The organism is Prolinoborus fasciculus (genome assembly GCF_056724605.1).
Map to the genome: position 1 here is coordinate 1 of NZ_JBWZQN010000046.1, position 17,891 is coordinate 17,891.

A 17,891-nucleotide genomic window follows, 5' to 3' on the forward strand; every position below is an offset into this window, starting at 1 on the left:
GAAATTCATGCACGTGTAGCAGTCCTTAACAGATTTACGGAATTAGGTCGACCACTTACCCAAGTTACGCCTTAAATTTGGCTCAATTAGGGGCGCTTTGCATTTCAAATCTTTGTGCAACAAAGCCTAATAAAAGTACCATTACACCGCAGATCAGGAGTGTGCTGCCAATCATGCGTTGAATCATTGTACGTGTAGACATGGTCGATCTCCTCAAAGATTTAAAGCGTGTTTAATGCTTCCAAATAACGACGATTTACTTCTTTCCAGTTCACAACATTGAAAAAAGCCGAGATGTATTCCGGACGACGGTTTTGATATTGTAAATAATAAGCATGTTCCCAGACATCCAGACCTAAAAGGGGAATATTGCCATGCATCAGCGGAGAATCCTGATTGGCACTGCTTTCCACAATAAGCGTTTGATCTGGCGCCATACTTAACCAGGCCCACCCACTACCAAAACGGCTAAGCGCTGCTTGGGTAAACGCTTCTTTAAATGCCTCGAATCCTCCTAATTCATGTTCGATTGCCTTGGCAATTTCAGCTTCGGGATGACCACCGCAGTCTGGACTCATCACTGTCCAGAACAGGGAATGATTGGCATGTGCACCAGCATTGTTGATCACGTTCTGTCTGAGTTGCTCGGGCACTTCATTGAATTTGCTAATTAAGGCTTCGACCGATAAATCTTCCCATTCTGTGCCCGCTATTCCTGCATTGATATTATTGATATAGGTTTGATGATGCTTGCTATGATGAATTTCCATAGTCTTGCTATCGATATGAGGCTCTAGCGCATCATAAGCATAAGGTAGTGCAGGCAAGGTGTAGCTCATTGGCAGGATTCCTTGAGAGAATGAAGTTAGGTTATTTTTCATTAGATTTAAGATACGCCCTAATTTAATATTTATATATGAGAATAGTTATCATTATTTTTAATATGTGTTGATCTTATGCGCTTTCAGAAAGGTTGTTATACGTATGAATCCTCTTTTTAAAAGTAATAAAAAAAGCCCCCAAGAAGGGGGCTTTTTCAAACAGCAACGACTTAAACGTTAAAACGGAAGTGTAAAACATCGCCATCCTGAACGATGTAAGTTTTACCTTCTAGACGCCATTTACCTGCTTCTTTCGCACCGGCTTCGCCGTTGTACTGCACGAAATCATCATAAGCGATACATTCTGCACGGATAAAGCCTTTTTCAAAGTCGGTATGAATCACGCCTGCTGCCTGTGGTGCAGTTGCGCCAACTTTTACGGTCCAGGCACGAACTTCTTGCACGCCCGCGGTGAAGTAAGTTTGTAGGCCCAGTAATGAATAACCTGCACGAATGACCACATTTAAACCCGGTTCTTCCATGCCCATTGCTTCAAGGAATTCAGCACGGTCTTCATCTTCAAGCAATGAAATTTCAGCTTCAATCTGGTTGCAAAGTGGAACCACAATCGCATTTTCTTCAGCGGCTAATTTTCTGACTGCATCTAAATGCGGGTTGTTTTCAAAACCGTCTTCAGCAACGTTGGCAATATACATCGTTGGTTTAAGCGTCATTAAACCAAAGCCACGTACCAGCTTGCGTTCGTTATCATCTAGGTCCGCTGCGCGAGCCGGTTTACCTTCATCCAGTAAAGGCTGGATTTTTTCCAGAACAGCTTTAGTGGCAAGCGCTTCTTTGTCGCCACCCTTGGCAGATTTTGTCAAACGCGTAATCGCTTTGGCTACAGCATCCAAGTCTGCAAGTGCAAGTTCGGTATTAATCGTAGCGATGTCATCTAGTGGATCAATACGACCATTCACATGAATGACGTTTTCATCTTCAAAACAACGCACAACGTGAGCAATTGCATCAGTTTCACGAATGTTGGCCAGGAACTGGTTACCCAAGCCTTCACCCTTAGAAGCACCCGCTACCAGGCCTGCGATGTCTACAAATTCCATAGAAGTCGGAATAACACGTTGCGGTTTAACAATTGCAGTCAATTTGTCTAAACGTGGATCAGGAACAGGTACAATCCCGGTGTTTGGTTCGATCGTACAGAAAGGGAAGTTTTCTGCAGCAATAGCAGCTTTGGTTAAGGCATTGAAAAGTGTAGATTTACCAACGTTCGGCAAGCCGACAATACCGCAATTAAAACCCATGAAATAACTCACAAAAGCGTTATATAAAAATTGCCCCCGATTTTACATGAAAGCATGACTAAAGTCAGGTCATGTGCTTGTGGTTTATTGCAATCAAATGCTTCTGGCGACTTAAAATGACTCGCTGAGCTTTCCGGGATGTATCGTGAGTCCACCAACCATAGAGGAATAATCAGCCAGTATTTTACTTTTGAATAAAAATCACATTGTTTTTCTAAAAGTGAGTGACTAAAGTATCTGAATAAAACGGCGGCCTACACGCCCTGATCCAATAACGATAAACATGGAGCATACATGCGAACTTTATACCAGTTTCCTTTATCTCACTTTTGCGAAAAAGCACGTTGGATGCTGGACCATAAAGAGCTGTACTATGTTGCTCACAATCTGATACCCGGGGTACACCGCGCTTTTGCCCGCCTGAAAACAGGTCAGAATCGTCTGCCTATTTTGCGTGATCAGGATGGATGGATCGCAGATTCCACCCAGATTGCTCTGTATCTGGATGATACTTATCCAGAACATCGTTTACTGCACGCAGAAGGATATTTTCGAAATAAAGCTTTAGCGATTAATGAAATTACCCTGGAATTGGGTCGTCATGTCCGTCGCTGGATGCTGTCTCAAGCACTGACTTCTGATCATGAATCTCTGGATATTTTAATTGGTGAGCAGGGCTATCTGCGCCAGTTTGAAAAATTTTCTAAACCTTTATTGAAAGCGATGGTGGCCAAGGGTTATGCATTGAATGAAGAAACTGTGGCGGAATCCAAACAGCATATTGATGTTGCGGTACAGCAGCTCAATCAGATGCTGGTCAGCCAAGGTGGGCATTATTTTGTCGGAAATCGTTTAGGTCTGGCGGATATTGCAGTCTGTTCCATGTTGGCACCGCTTTTGGCGATTCCAGGTACGCCGTGGGAAAAAGAAAATTTTGAAACCTTGTCCGAAGAATATCGTGACTATCAGCAGTATTTGAATGAGCTACCACTGGGTGAATATATTTGTCGTATTTACCGAACCGAACGCAATGCACGGGTAGACTGGCGTGGTATATAAGTTTAAATGCTACTTTCAAAATTAAAAAACGCGCATGAAGCGCGTTTTTTTGATGAGATTATGATTAACCCCAAGGATTAGTCTGGTCGATATCAATATTTTTAGTAAAATTATTGAGGAGTGAACCAAAATCAAATCCGGATGAAGAACCGCCACTGCCAATATTCTGAATCGTATCTTTGATGCCAGGCAGGAGAGCAGACAGATCAATATTGGAATCAGTCGCGCCCACCCCTTGGATAAGATCACCGAGGTCAGGTAGTTCAATCGAAGAGCCACTACCAACCAACTGACCAACACCTTCGACAATACTGCCTAAGTCAAAGCCGTTTGAAGCAGAGGAAATACCTTCGATCATATCACCCAGATCCAGATCGCTACCGAGATTCAGATTACCCAATAACCCACCCAAGTCTATGCCATTTGAACCATTCGCAATCAGACCGCTCAGTAAGTCAGTGAAGTCACCGACATCAAAACCACCCGTTGCATTTCCGCCTACAAAGCCGCTAATTAAATCGGTAATAGCACCAAGATCAAACTCATTGCCTGCATTACCACCAATCAGATTGCCGACCAAACCAGCGATCGCACCAATGTCTACACCGCCCAATCCGCCAGAACCACCAATCAGGCCACCGACCAATTCAGCAATTTGTGCGATATCAATCTCGCCATTCCCGCCAATCAGATTGCCGACCAGACCCGCAATCGCACCAATATCTATGCCGCCCAATCCGCCAGAACTGCCGATCAGACCACCGACCAATTCAGCAAGTTGTGCGATATCAATCTCACCATTACTGCCAATCAGGTTGCTGACCAGACCCGCGATGGCACCGATATCTACGCCGCCTAAACCGCCAGAACCGCCGATCAGGCCACCCACCAGTTGAGCGATTTGTGCGATATCAATCTCGCCATTGCCGCCAATCAAGTTGTCGACCAGACCCGCAATGGCACCAATATCAATATTACTTGACCCACTGATCAGGCCACCAACAAGCTGAGCGATTTGTGCGATATCAATCTCACCATTGCCGCCAATCAGGTTACCGACCAGCCCTGCAATCGCACCGATATCTACGCCATCTAATCCACTAGACCCACCAATCAGGCCACCAACCAGCTGAGTGATTTGTGCGATATCGATATCGCCATTGCCGCCAATCAGGTTGCCGACTAGACCCGCGATTGCACCGATATCAATATTGCTTGAACCGCCGATCAGGCCACTAACCAGTTGAGCGATTTGCGCAATATCAATTTCACCATTGCCACCAATCAGGTTGCTGACCAGCCCTGCAATCGCACCAATATCAATATTACTTGAACCGCCGATCAGACCACCGACCAGTTGAGAAATTTTACCAATATCAATATTGCCAGTGCTGCTGCCCAATAAGCCGCCCACCAATTTAGAAATAGTCTCAAGATCCAGGCTGCTGCTATTGCTCCCCATTAAGCTCTTTAATAAGTTGGTGACCTGGGTAATATTAAAGCTACCGCCATTGGATTGGGTTAAGCTACTGATCAGGCTTTGAATATTTAGACTTGAGACATTCGAACCAGACAACTGAGTTAATAAATTGCTGAGATTTGTCGTACTCAGGCTGCTTCCAGAAAGGAGATTATTTAATAATGAGCTGACCGAAGGTTGAGTATTGGATCCGGTGAGATTGCCAATAAGATTGGTGAGGGTACCTGATGTCGTTCCACCGAATAAGCCGCCCAGTAAGCTCTTCGTTTGGGTTTCGACGGTTAAAACAGGACTCACTTTTGTTTTTATCAAGCTTAAAAGTTTAGAAGCCATAACCGTTCCTTGTGTAATATTTTTGAAATGCGCTATTTTTGTTTTTAAAGCGCCTTTGTTTTAATCTATTTCTATACACTTGTAAAAGATGGACGGTTAAGTCGTGTGGGGACTGAGAGGAATAGCCTATCTGTTGCCATGTTTACCAAATTTAAATAATTTAAAAATAAAGATTTAATTAAAAATACCATTGGTCATATTTTGAATTAATGCGATTAACGGTCATTGAAACCATCCTGAAAACCGTATTTATAAAATGAGATTGAATTTGGAAAAAAATTTCAGAATATGAAAATTTTGTGAAAAATAAATAAATATTGTATAACAGAGATGGCGCAAAATTTTCTGCATCTATTGATTATTGATATAAGAGTATAAAAATGGAACTGGATCGTTTCGATAAACATATTCTAGAAATATTGACCCATGAAGATGTCAATCTGAATGAACTGTCCGAGCGGGTGAATTTATCTGTGAGTTCGGTGCATCGCAGGATCAAACACTTAATCGATCATAATATTATCAGTGGCTTAAAACGTGAAATCAATTACCAAAAATTAGGTTTCAGTCTGCATGTGCTGTTGCAGGTATCCTTAAGCAAACATGATAGTGATACTTTTGCTAAATTTCTGGAAGAACTGGAAAGTATTCCCGAAGTGATTAATGCCTTTTTGGTCACCGGTCAGTCTGCGGACTTTATTGTCGAAGTCGTGGCGCGGGATATGGAAAATTATAGTGAAATCCTGCTCAAGCGGATTGGAAAAATTGAGCATGTGGTTGCACTGCATTCCAGCTTTGTCATTAAAGAATATAATGTCTTTAACTGTAGCGGATTACTCAATAAAGTTTAATCAAAGGCGAGGGTGAGAGACAGCCATAAAAAACGCACCCTAAGGTGCGTTTTTTGAATCAAAATATTTAAGCATCGAGTTCTGCTAAAACGGCATCTGAGAATTCAACGTTGGTATACACGTTTTGTACATCATCCAGATCTTCAAGCATATCAATCATTCTCATGATTTTTTTTGCTTGATCGATGTCGGTGATTTCTGCTTTGGTTGAAGGACTCATCACCACTTCAGCATTGTCAGATTTTAAACCTGCAGCAGTTAAAGCATCTTGAACATCACCGAAAGCTTCAGGTGTAGTAATCACCAGGATTTCATCTTCAGTGACTTCGATGTCTTCCGCACCTGCTTCTAATGCCACTTCCATGATTTGATCTTCCAAAGAAACATCTTCAAAAGTAATCTCGCCACGTTTCGTGAACAGGAATGCCACCGAACCGTTAGTGCCTAGGTTACCATCAGTTTTAGAGAAGCAATGACGTACGTCAGGCACAGTACGGTTCAAGTTGTCAGTCATGGTTTCAACAATAACCGCAACACCACCTACACCATAACCTTCGTAGGTCACTTCTTTCAGGTCGTCGTTATCTTCGCCACCAGCACCACGTTGAATGGCACGGTTGATCACGTCACGTGTCATATTCACTGATAATGCTTTTTCAACCACAGCACGTAGACGAGGGTTGCTTGCAGTATCTGGACCACCAAGCTTTGCAGCAGTGGTTAATTCACGAATGTATTTGGTAAAAACTTTACCACGACTCGCATCTTGTTTTGCTTTGCGATGCTTAATATTGGCCCACTTGGAATGACCCGCCATGCGAACTATGCTCCTTGTAGATTGGCTGTATGCCTATCAGAATGCCGAAATTCTACCATAAGCGTTTTTTTAAAAAAAAGTGCCTGGATTTGAGATTTCAGGATAAAAACAAAAAAAGTGCAATATCGAGGAAAAATAGAAAGAGGATACAGGGATTTATAATTCTATTGATACATTGATATGGACAAATGACTTGGACATAAACAGCCGAATCGCTGATTATGTCCGTGCTTTTCTTTTTTAAAAGCTTATTCTGGAATAACGATATCCAGACCAACCTTATCTTTATACAGTTGTTTGATCAAAGCCAGGTCATGCGCAAGGTCTGTCGGATAGATCTTGCCAAGAATGCCACCTTGCTTGGTTCTGGAATTGGCGTATAACAACACGATCGGTACATTGGCAGCCTTGGCAATATGCCAGAAACCGGTACGGATCGGTTTGCGTGCCTCACCCTGTTTGGCTCGTGTCGCTTCGGGAGCAATGACCAGATTGAACTTTTCATTGTTCTGAAAATGTTCCACCATCTGGGTCACGATATCTTTACTGGCCTTGCGGTCAACCGGAATACCACCAACAGCGTTTAATAGCGGTTTGAAAGGTCCTTTAAATAATTCTTTTTTGATTAAGGTATGAACCTTGAGGTCGTAAATCTGGAACAGAGCAATTGACAGTACCGCATCCATCATTGAGGTATGTTCAAATCCAATAATAACCTGTTTATCTTCAAGCACATCTGGTTCGACATGATATTGCCAACCTGCAAGTTTAAATGCAGATTCGCCAAGGAATTTATTTAGCATAAGTACGGAGAAGTAAAAGCTGTATGTAGAGAACTGCATAATTTCATCTTGTTCGCCCATACAGTCAATAGGCTTTCCAATAAAATCAGCGAATAATGTAAAAATCTATGATTTATTCATCTTTTTAAGCTGCAAGATTAAGAGTTAATATATATAAATAAAACAATATTAAGATCTTAAAAATATCATTAGATACAAAAAAAGTCTTAAAATGATGAAAAAATGACTATCCAGAGCACATTTTAGTTATTAGACTTTTGTCGAAGAAGAAGACTGATACAGGTCTTTTCTATTTTCTTATTCTTTCTACTCTGAGATTGAAAAGTATGACGTACATGACAGCCTTCGTAGTCTCCCTATTGATTTTTGCGCTTATAATTGTATGGTCTTTGATCGAAATTAAGCAAGATTTACATAAAGACGAAGAAATGAAGTCTGAATTCTAGTCATTCTATCTTCTTTAGCTCACGGCTATTCATTTAACATTCGTGTCTGAGCAATAAAGAATTTTGATACCTTATAGATATACTAAGACCTTAAATCTATCAGTTTTACGCTTAGTAAACCGGATTAAATTCAAGATACAGGCTCATTTATCTTAAATGATGCAGCATGTATCTCATTTTTCTATATGCCTCCTATACTGAAGTCTTAAGTAACTGAATTTTGACTAAGACAAGTCGCCCATGATTGCTGCCTAAATGTTCAAGCAGTTATAAAAGCACTTGTCTTTCCAAAAAATCTTAGCTAGTATTCATGACGCCTGAACTTATTGATAAATAAAGTTTTCAGCATATAGGGCCTATAGCTCAGTTGGTTAGAGCAGCGGACTCATAATCCGTTGGTCGACAGTTCAAGTCTGTCTGGGCCCACCACATTCAACCTCGTAAGCCTTTGGTTTATGGGGTTTTTTGTTGCCTGAAGATTCTAGACCACCGGATTTTCATAGACCATATGTGGTCCATTTGTTCGATAATCCGATGGGCTAAACTCAAATATCAGAAAATACAGCGCCCATTTTCATTTCACTATATTCTCACTTTCGATGTGAGTATCGTAATTGATGAATAAAAAACGATCATAAAGATTGATCATCAAGTTTCGCTATGAGCAGAGAAATGAGTTTTAGTGTGGGAATGGGGAATTTATGCTTACCTGATCTTAGCCCGATGATATAGGGCTAAAACCAGTTTTGGTTGGGGAGTTTGCTTAGATATGTATATTGAGTAAGGGCCAATGGAAACTACAGCCCAGTGTAGAACTTATCGATGAATTGTCTGGTCTTGAGTACTAGCGTATTCATGAGTGTTTTACGCTCTGAAATCTTGGGACGAGTAATAGGTAGATCAGTCACATCTTCACGACTTGGCAGACGTTTGGTGTATTCATATTTACCGATCACTTGTTTGAACACTTCAGGCTTGATTGCTTCTTTTTGACAAAGCTCATCAATCGCTCGTTCCTTTTCTACATCCCAGAATTGTGCAAACGCTTCTTCTACACTTTGCCCTGTGATCATGCGTGGAATATTTTCATCCAGAAACTTTTGGATCAGTTCCTGTTTGTCGTACAGCGTATGATTATTTGCTAGTAGATCTTGCACCTGTGCGCGATATTTTTGCTTTTGTTTCTGATCGGTGTTGTTGACCGCAGATTGCAGTAAATTCAGGATATAGCCGACATTGATTGTATCTTTGTGAATGAGTTCCAGTTGGAAGTTCACATCATTCAGTACAGAAACTTTGTCTTTCGGTTGTACGACACGAGTATTGGTATAGAGGTACTTGTATTGTGAGGTATGCTTCTGAAATTCAGCTTTGTTTAAGTCAGTGTCATCCTGATCATATTCAACAAAGTTTTCCAGTTGTGCATTGATCCGCATGACTTCACGGAAAGCCTTCACATACTGCAATTGTTGCTCTTCTGTGGGCAGTTCCAGTACCTTGTCTGGGTCAGGAGCAATCTTAAGTAATTCAGCTACAGCAGCGTTGTACTTTTCCTTGATGCTTTCAAAGCTTGGAATCAATACTATCTTTTCTGCTTCAGCCTTGTTGGAAAACAGTGCTAGGGCTTTATCTGTAGCTTGTTTCAGATTACGGAAGCAGACAATGTTGCCAAATGGCTTGTCTGCATTCAGGATACGATTGGTACGTGAAAATGCTTGAATCAAACCATGATATTTGAGGTTTTTATCCACATACAGGGTATTCAAAGTCTTTGAGTCAAAACCTGTCAGGAACATATTCACGACCAAGAGGATATCGATTTCTTTTTTGCGTACCCGATTGGCAATATCTCGGTAATAGGCATAAAACTCATCACCTGAGTTAAAATTCTGTCCAAATTGAGCATTATATTTCGCAATATAGCCATCGAGTTTGTCACGATTGGATTGACTGATTCTTGTAGGGATATCAGCAGATTCTTCATCAATCAAACCATTACTATCTTCAACTTTGAGTTCTTCATTGGCTGCAAAGGAGAATATAGTTGCCACAGTGAGAGGCTTAAAGATTCGGCCTTGGGCTTCTGCTTCTTGTTGCTTTTGCTGCTGTACTTTTTCAAATAGCGCATAGTATTGATTCAGTACATCGACTGAACTTACACAGAACATGGCAGTGAAGTTCTGGTTCTTGGTTTTTATGTGGTGATTGTCGACAATATAGCGAGTGATCATCTCCAGACGTTCTGGATTGTCAAATAGTTCTTTGGTGTCTATACCTTCAACATCTTCTTCATAATTGTGACTGGTTTCGATACCGTTTGCAGTGTATTTACCTAGGTAGCTAATCTGGAAGGGTAATACATTGCCATCCCGGATTGCATCGGTAATCACATATTTATGCAGGCATTCATCAAATAGGGCATTGGTGGTCACAGCCTTGGAATCAATTTTAAGTTGGCTGTTTGTTTCAAAAATAGGTGTGCCAGTAAAGCCAAACATTTGTGCATGGTTGAAAAAGCGTTTGATATTACGATGCGTATCACCAAATTGACTACGATGACATTCATCAAAAATAATCACGACTTTCTTGTCTTTCAGATAGGCAATTTTATCTGCATAGCGATCCGAACTAATCGCAATATTGAGCTTCTGTAAGGTCGTTACAATGAGCTTGTCATGTTTCTGACCCAATTGATTGACCAAAGTATTGGTATTCTTGGTGGTATCAACACTATCCTTTTTGAAAGCATTGAACTCTCGCACAGTTTGCGTGTCCAGATCACTACGATCCACTACAAATAGCACTTTTTCTACTTCAGGCAAGCGCATGATCAATTGACTGGCTTTGAATGAAGTTAAAGTTTTACCTGAACCTGTAGTATGCCAAATATAGCCATGAGTTTTGGCTGTTTGTACACGCTGAATAATTTGCTGTACTGCATAAATCTGGTAGGGGCGAAGTACCATTAAGCGCTTTTCTGCCTCCAGAATCACCATGTATTCAGTCAGCATCTGAGTAATATGCGAGTGGTTCAGAAAGGTATCAGCAAAAGCATCGATTTTGTGGACATGCTTGTTGTCAAAGTTTGCCCAAGGAAAGGTAAATTCGAAGTTATTTGTCCCTGTGGCATAGTAATGCGTATGGTCACGATTACTGATCACAAAAAGCTGAATATAGTTGAATAAACCTGTACCACTGCCATAGGCTGCTTTGGCATAGCGCTGCGTTTGATTGAATGCTTCAGGGAGTTCCACACCAGCACGTTTCAGTTCAATTTGAACTAATGGTAGGCCATTAATCAGCAGGGTAACGTCAAAGCGACTGGTATGCCCATTGATACTGGAATGATCAATCGCAATTTGATGTGTTACTTGGTAAATGTTCTTACTTGCGTCCGAGAACAGAAAGTCGATATGTCGTGTTGAACCATCATCAAAGGTCACTGGAAAGCGATGACGTAGCACTTTGGCACAATTGAAACTATTGCCAGCTTTCAGATGATTGAGAATCTGTCCCCATTCATTTTCAGACAGTACAGAAAGCCCATTGGCTTGCTCAATCTGGGTTTTGAGATTGATCAGGAGCTGCTTTTCATCTTTTACATCAACTTGACGATAGCCTAAGGTCTTTAAGTGCTGAATCAATTCATTTTCAAGTTGTTCTTCGCTTTGTACTGACATTTACCGCTTTACCCCCACAATTTCATTTATTCTTGAATTACACGCTCAACTTGGTTTTGTTGCCATGTTTCATAAGTCAGATGGTTGGTCGAATCTTTCCATTCTTTACGACCATTACATGCTCTTCCCAAAATGACTGCGCCTGCTGCTGATGGACTTGAAAATAAATAGTCTTGATTGAACGTATAGGTATTTGGATCAATGATGTTATTTTCAAACAACTGTGGTCGAAGGTTCTTCATATAGTTGTGTGTAGGTTGACTGACATCTCTACGTACTTGGGAGCCTTTGAGTACATAGAACTCACCATCAATGATTTTTGCTTTGGCTTGAATATCTCTAGCGGATAGGTAGAAATCTGCTTCTGTGTTGAAGCTCTCCACTGAAGCAGGAGCAATACTATGTACTTTTGGCTGTTCACTTGGATATTTCATTTCCTTGAGGAATGTATACCCAAGGGCAGGGAGAACCACTTGTATTTGTTCCAGAAAGTATTCCATATCCGCTGTATCTGATTCTGGTAGGCGATTGTAGAGGTGTGCTGTGCCATTTTTGAGTAGGCATTGTCCGCTACGCTTCGCAATATCAATCAAGCGACTTTCAAGGTACTTAATATGGGTCTTGGTGATATTTTGGTCTTTACCCGTGACCAGACATACTTTTTCCCAGAAGTCCTTTCCACCTGCGTCTTCAGTACGGTTATGCTGTTTCAAACGGTTAGCGACATCATCTGATTCACCAATATAAACGCTTGGTAAGGAGTCTTCGGGATCTTGACCCACAAGGAAATAGATACCAGTTCTAGCACATTCTTCTCGTTGGATGAGATCCAAGAGTTTGGTGCGTGGTGCTGAAAGAACATGACCAGTCCAGTTGATAATTTCAGCCGTCAAGATGCCATTAATCGAACCATCCACCAAAAACAGCTTGATACTTTTTCCGTGGGTCATTGTTTTCCCCCTATACAAACATTTGCTGCAACAAGCCTTTTTTCCATTGTTTGGTCTGTTCAATTTGCTGAGCTACGACTTCAATTTTTTGGTCAATGGCAGAAAGGAAGTTAGCTATTTTTGTTTGTTCTTCAAGACAAGGATATAGGATAGGCATTTCGAAGAAGTCTTTATTTGTTATATTCATTCGATCATGTCTAGCACCAGAGTTTGCGACACTTTTAACATAATCATGCCAAAAGTTACTATCGAAGAAATACTCTAGATAGGTCAAATTGCCTATTTCCACAGTGAAAATTGTATATAGTGGTGACATTACTCCCAAGCATTTTTTATTACGCTTGATTGGGCCAACAGGTGCATGAACTGAAATTCGAGGGTTATATACAAAGTCATTTATATTTACGAGATAGTAACCGCTTAGATTTGATTCTGTGACGATTTCCCTATCGAAGTAGTCACTTTGTTTGATGATTCCTTGTAGAGCTGAATTTGTCAAAACTTCCGTAACGCTTCCATCTTTATTCTTTATTGAGTTTTTATTGGCTATTTCATGGAGAAGTTTATATTCCCATTCCTCAAACTCATTTCCATCATCCGCTTTGAAACGTATCTGCTGACTAAAAAGCTTTTGCATCATGCCTTGTTTGTATTGGCTCAGGAGTTGGTGTTTTTGCGTCAATTGACTGATTTTTTCATCTACTGAGGAAAGAAAAGAGGCGATTTTGTTTTGTTCTATAAATTCAGGGATAAAAATATTAACTTTTTTTATCATTCCTCCAGTTACAAGAGGTTGGCCTGTTCCAAATACGAGTCTATTCAGATTAAATTTTATAAGTAGTCCTCGCAAATAGTCCAAACTTATATTATCTGATACTGTGAGTCTCAGAGTATTATCTGAAACAGAATATTTTCCATCTATTTGATATAAAGATCCTGCATTTGCACCAACACGTGCGATTAGAATTGATTTTCCTTCATAGTCAAAAACATTTTTATGACCAATTACACCTGTTGAACCGTAAAAAGGGAACTCTCCTGTATCACCTTTATCTTCAGATTTTCCGGATTGAATAGAAAATCCTTTCAGTTTTTCAAAAGTTGTACTTATATAGCCTGTATTAAACTCTTTGAATCGTAACTTTGGCACAGCCATTACTTCACCTCCGCAAATGGTGAATCAATACCTAACTCTTTGCAGAAATCAGCAATCACTTCATCAGTTTTTTGGCTTTGCTGTTCAAGCTCTTTGAGTTGCTGTGCAATGGCATTCAGATCAATTTCATCTTCAGCTTCAAAAGTATCGACATAGCGTGGAATATTCAGGTTGTAGTCATTGTCTTTGACTTCTTGCAGCGTAGCAACCTTGGCATATTTATCGATGTTCTGACGCTGTGTAAAGGCATCAATAATCTTATCCAAATGCTCAGGCAGTAACTTGTTTTGGTTCTTCTGCTTTTCAAAGTCATTACTAGCATCAATGAACAGAATATCACCTGTATGGGTACGATTTTTCTTGAGTACCAAGATACAGGTTGGAATAGATGTGCCATAGAAGATGTTGGCAGGTAAACCAATGATGGTATCTACCACATTCATTTTCTCAATCAAGTACTGACGAATCACACCTTCACTTGAGCCACGGAACAATACACCATGTGGAAGAACAACGGCCATCGTGCCTTGCTCATCCAATTGATGAAGCATGTGCTGAACAAAAGCCATATCCGCTTTTGAACTTGGAGCTAACTTACCATAACGGCTGAAACGCTCATCTTGTAAGTAAATAGGATCTGCTGACCATTTTGCAGAGAAAGGAGGGTTAGCTACTACTGCATCAAAGCGCATATCAATATGCTGAGGACGTGTCAGTGTATCTTCTTGCTTGATATCAAACTTGGCAAAATGTACATCATGCAAAATCATGTTCATACGTGCCAAGTTATAGGTGGTGCGGTTCATCTCTTGACCAAAGATCATATCTACGTCTTTGACTTCACGTTTAACACGTAATAGCAAAGAACCTGAACCACAGGTCGGATCATATACAGAACGTAAGCGCTCTTTGCCTTGTGTGACAATTTTGGCAAGGAGAGTAGATACAGTTTGAGGGGTATAGAATTCACCTGCTTTTTTACCTGCGCCAGAAGCAAACTCACCAATCAGGTATTCATAAGCATCACCCAAAACATCAGATTCTGAGTTACTCAAGTCAAAATCAATATTGTCCAGATGAGTGAGTACTTTACTGATTAACTCATTACGGTCATTGGCGTTATTACCCAACTTGGTTGAGTTGATATCAAGGTCTTCAAATAGGTTAGCAAAGTCATCTTCAGACTCAGCACCTAATGTACTGCGCTCAATCGCTCTTAGTGTTTCGGCCAAGTCATCCAGAATAAATTGATTTTGACGACCACGTTCTGCAAGGGTATGAAAAAGTTGACTAGGAGATAGGGCATAACCCACTTCATCTACCGAGTTTTCTTTGATGCCTTCGATCAATTCTGCATGGTCAGGATTGCTTTCATCCAACTCATTGTACTTTTCCGCCATGCCTTCATCTTTCAGAAGCTCATTGGCAAAGGTAATTGCTTTCTCAGACAAGTATTTGAAGAAAATGAAACCAAGGATGTAGTCACGAAACTCATCAGCACCCATTTTTCCACGTAAATCATTGGCAATATTCCAAAGCTGTCTTTGTAGTTGTTGCAATTGAACCTGGGTCATCTTGAACCTTATTAAAATATGAAGCAAATTGTGGTTAGTTTACCGATAAATACTATTTTTATCATGTAATAAAAAGAGTATTGCGACAGATTTTGGCGTATAGGTATAGCCTATTCAGCTTTTTATTCATAGCTGTAAGAAACCGTATTTCTTGAAGATATTATTTATGTGGTCTGAAGCCAAAGGAGTGACCATGAAAAAATATTATCCAGAACTTGAGTCAGTGTCAGATGTATTGGAATGTATTCCGCATCATCAAACCCAATCCATAGCGAATGCTATTCGTGTCTGCAATGATATGGACAGTGATAACGTGACCAAAGTCTGTGCTGTATTGAAAGTCATCTTATAAGTAAACCATTTCCATTTTATCTATCCCAATATGCCATTCGGTGTATTGGGATTTTTTACGTCTACAGGAATCAAAACCATGCAACCACGTATTCATGACAAAATAGGCTATAACCTGATTCATACTTTTACCTGCAATAAATTGTCTGATCGTGCCGAAGGTCAACTGCACTATCAATTATGGCAACACAGTGAAGATCAGTCTTTTGGTATTGCACTAAGCAAGAATGAATCTACAGGAGGCTTTAGTGCAGAGCTGATCAAAGTCGATGACATTATTCAAATGCTTGGTAAGTTATATCAAGAAGGCAAGCCTTTCCATGCTACCGCATTGAAATCACTGTTCATTGGTAAGTCAGTCAATAACTCAAGTTTTTTGGGGGCTGTACTGGTCGATCAGAAAGTGATTCATACCCATCCACAAACTGCACGTTTGTTGGAAGTCAATGAAGACTATGAACTCTGGTCAATTGGTCTGGAAAGCCATCTGAAAGCAGGGCAAGAAGATATCGATTCATCTCACGCTGATAAAACTACTGGACTGAAATCCACAAAAAAGCGTCAGCATAAAACTGCTGAAAAAGTTGAATCTACTTCAATGGATGAGGGTAGTGAAGATGCAATTGATCAAGAGTAAAGCAGATATCCAGAAAGTGCATGAACAGCCCATAGCTCATGCCATTCTTGAAACGATGCAAATCCTTGAGCATCAGTATGAAGAACCTTATCAAGCCACCCTACATGGGTGGTTTGTTGTTTGTGAAGATGAGCAAGACCTGATTCAGCCTTTTGAAAATCTTAGCTTCAGTCTTTCTGAAAAGCTGAACATGGGAGAGATTGAATTTGTTGAAAAGAAGAAGGATTGGTTTGAGATCTACATCATGCTTAACGACAATGAAGGCATTTTGGTCTATGTTCCGAAAGCCATTTTTGAACAACATCAACTACAAGTGATGTAGACCTGTAACACCACTCCTGACGTAGCAACCTCACTATTAACTTTAATCTGAGCGAATTTTATGACAAAGCGAAACTTATTTGCTTTAGGCCAAGTCATGTCTACACCGAATGCACTTCGCTTCGCTGAAGCTGAAAACATTGACTTATTGGCATTACTTGCAAGACATCATCAGGGAGATTGGGGTGATGTGTGTGAAGAAGATCGGGAATCCAATGAAGAAGCTTTACTGATGCAATTACGCATCCTATCCAGCTACAACTTTTCCAAGGATAAAATCTGGATCATAACCGAAGCTGATCGATCAGTAACCACGATTTTACTGCCCAGTGACTATTGACCGTAGCACGTACCGTAAAATGAACCGTAAAGCTTTTCGGCTTTACGGTATTTTTTTCTTTTTCTTCTGTTGGTAAGGCTTGATAGATGTTCAGGATAAGCAGTTTAAGGGTCTACTAGTCCTTGGGTCTGCCTATTTCGAGATTTCACTAGAAATGATTTTTTTAGTTCTATTTTTGCGAGTGTAATATCCAATCTTTGTGTTGGGTGACTTCAGAATTTTATACTTGAACTGGGACATTTGGGTTTTATTCTGTTCAAAAAAACCTCTTAGATAACAGTTAAATGTCTTTCTGCTGATATAGAAATTACCCTCGACCATTTCATACTTATTCTGTACTGAGTATTTTGTGCTTCGAGGTTTATCTCGATTCACCTCATACTTATGACTAAATTTTTGGATAAACCGTTGATATAGTTCGCCAGAATTTTTGAATCCATCAGTATTCAGAATATCAGCCATGAATATATAAAATTCTTGATCACTCGTTTTTTTCTTTTCCTTGAAATTTTGATTAAACGGAAGAATGAAGCCATGTCTGTCATAAGATCTAGTGACGAGTTTATGCAAGAACTCTGAATCAATTACAGAGCTATTAAATGGTTTTGAAACTTGTGCATAGGGATGATCTATTTTGAACTGACTTAAGTAGTAATACGCCTGTCTTTGATTTTTAATGCGTTTTCCGCAATATGGGTTTAAGCACTGATTAATCGAAAGAATATCATCGCCATGAGCCTGACACGGGATTGCAAGTTCGATTAAATGTTTTGCTGTTAATCGATTGCTGAATACTAGGTCAATATTCTGATTCAAAATATTGAAGACATGCTTTGGAATTGCCATAAGAATAAATATAGCTATAAATAATAAGTAATTATATATCTTATATTGTTGATAATAAAATAATAATTGTAATTAAATAACAATCTGCAAAACGTTTTTTGAAA

15 protein-coding genes and 1 tRNA gene are annotated in these 17,891 nt (G+C 40.1%); 7 read left to right on the forward strand and 9 right to left on the reverse strand.

Annotated features, from left to right (window positions below; all coding sequences use genetic code 11):
* Nucleotides 1–221: 221 nt before the first annotated feature.
* Together AC1P5O_RS11345 and ychF are read right to left on the reverse strand one after the other, a co-directional pair.
* Complete coding sequence (locus AC1P5O_RS11345; RefSeq protein WP_164543056.1) at nt 222–839, reverse strand: superoxide dismutase; 618 nt, start codon at nt 837–839, stop codon at nt 222–224.
* 212 nt (nt 840–1,051) lie between these two features.
* Complete coding sequence (gene ychF / locus AC1P5O_RS11350; protein ID WP_262466605.1) at nt 1,052–2,143, reverse strand: redox-regulated ATPase YchF; 1,092 nt, start codon at nt 2,141–2,143, stop codon at nt 1,052–1,054.
* A gap of 294 nt (nt 2,144–2,437) precedes the next feature.
* Here ychF and AC1P5O_RS11355 point away from each other — a divergent pair, with 294 nt between their 5' ends.
* A complete protein-coding gene (locus AC1P5O_RS11355; protein ID WP_005265736.1) occupies nt 2,438–3,202 on the forward strand; it encodes a glutathione S-transferase family protein in 765 nt (254 codons plus the stop codon).
* Nucleotides 3,203–3,266: 64 nt separating this feature from the next.
* Here the strand turns inward: AC1P5O_RS11355 and AC1P5O_RS11360 are convergent, their stop codons facing one another.
* On the reverse strand, nt 3,267–5,015 hold the full coding sequence (locus tag AC1P5O_RS11360; protein ID WP_005265734.1) for a beta strand repeat-containing protein: 1,749 nt from the start codon (nt 5,013–5,015) through the stop codon (nt 3,267–3,269).
* 380 nt (nt 5,016–5,395) lie between these two features.
* Between AC1P5O_RS11360 and AC1P5O_RS11365 the strand changes: the two genes are divergently transcribed.
* Nucleotides 5,396–5,866 (forward strand): Lrp/AsnC family transcriptional regulator, encoded by a 471-nt coding sequence (locus AC1P5O_RS11365; RefSeq protein WP_004645518.1) that lies wholly within the window; start codon nt 5,396–5,398, stop codon nt 5,864–5,866.
* A gap of 67 nt (nt 5,867–5,933) precedes the next feature.
* On the opposite strand, the gene AC1P5O_RS11370 is transcribed toward AC1P5O_RS11365, so the two are convergent.
* Together AC1P5O_RS11370 and AC1P5O_RS11375 are read right to left on the reverse strand one after the other, a co-directional pair.
* A complete protein-coding gene (locus AC1P5O_RS11370) occupies nt 5,934–6,683 on the reverse strand; it encodes a YebC/PmpR family DNA-binding transcriptional regulator (RefSeq protein WP_005265733.1) in 750 nt (249 codons plus the stop codon).
* 248 nt (nt 6,684–6,931) lie between these two features.
* A complete protein-coding gene (locus AC1P5O_RS11375) occupies nt 6,932–7,546 on the reverse strand; it encodes a 1-acyl-sn-glycerol-3-phosphate acyltransferase (protein ID WP_005103551.1) in 615 nt (204 codons plus the stop codon).
* Between the two features lie 738 nt (nt 7,547–8,284).
* Here AC1P5O_RS11375 and AC1P5O_RS11380 point away from each other — a divergent pair.
* Nucleotides 8,285–8,361, forward strand: a tRNA-Ile gene (locus AC1P5O_RS11380).
* Between the two features lie 368 nt (nt 8,362–8,729).
* On the opposite strand, the gene AC1P5O_RS11385 is transcribed toward AC1P5O_RS11380, so the two are convergent.
* From AC1P5O_RS11385 to AC1P5O_RS11400, 4 genes are read right to left on the reverse strand one after another with little or no spacing between them, the layout of a single operon-like run.
* The gene (locus tag AC1P5O_RS11385; protein WP_499006031.1) at nt 8,730–11,612 is read right to left on the reverse strand and encodes a type I restriction endonuclease subunit R; all 2,883 of its coding nucleotides are present in this window, start codon (nt 11,610–11,612) and stop codon (nt 8,730–8,732) included.
* 26 nt (nt 11,613–11,638) lie between these two features.
* Complete coding sequence (locus AC1P5O_RS11390) at nt 11,639–12,562, reverse strand: GIY-YIG nuclease family protein (protein ID WP_151765382.1); 924 nt, start codon at nt 12,560–12,562, stop codon at nt 11,639–11,641.
* A 10-nt stretch (nt 12,563–12,572) separates the two neighbouring features.
* Nucleotides 12,573–13,718 (reverse strand): restriction endonuclease subunit S, encoded by a 1,146-nt coding sequence (locus AC1P5O_RS11395; RefSeq protein ID WP_499006033.1) that lies wholly within the window; start codon nt 13,716–13,718, stop codon nt 12,573–12,575.
* Complete coding sequence (locus tag AC1P5O_RS11400) at nt 13,718–15,292, reverse strand: type I restriction-modification system subunit M (RefSeq protein WP_490438828.1); 1,575 nt, start codon at nt 15,290–15,292, stop codon at nt 13,718–13,720. Before AC1P5O_RS11400 ends, AC1P5O_RS11395 begins: the two co-directional genes overlap by 1 nt.
* A 193-nt stretch (nt 15,293–15,485) precedes the next feature.
* Between AC1P5O_RS11400 and AC1P5O_RS11405 the strand changes: the two genes are divergently transcribed.
* The 4 genes from AC1P5O_RS11405 (at nt 15,486) to AC1P5O_RS11420 (ending at nt 16,941) form a co-directional block, all read left to right on the forward strand.
* Entirely contained in the window at nt 15,486–15,644 is a 159-nt protein-coding gene (locus AC1P5O_RS11405; RefSeq protein WP_005236238.1) for a hypothetical protein, read from the forward strand.
* A 78-nt stretch (nt 15,645–15,722) separates the two neighbouring features.
* Nucleotides 15,723–16,280 carry a hypothetical protein gene (locus AC1P5O_RS11410; protein WP_348942279.1) on the forward strand — a complete coding sequence of 186 codons (558 nt, stop codon included), beginning with the start codon at nt 15,723–15,725 and terminating at the stop codon, nt 16,278–16,280.
* Nucleotides 16,261–16,602, forward strand: coding sequence for a hypothetical protein (locus AC1P5O_RS11415; RefSeq protein WP_348942281.1), 342 nt, complete (start codon nt 16,261–16,263; stop codon nt 16,600–16,602). Before AC1P5O_RS11410 ends, AC1P5O_RS11415 begins: the two co-directional genes overlap by 20 nt.
* Before the next feature lie 60 nt (nt 16,603–16,662).
* Entirely contained in the window at nt 16,663–16,941 is a 279-nt protein-coding gene (locus AC1P5O_RS11420) for a hypothetical protein (protein ID WP_156188923.1), read from the forward strand.
* Nucleotides 16,942–17,891 lie beyond the last annotated feature (950 nt).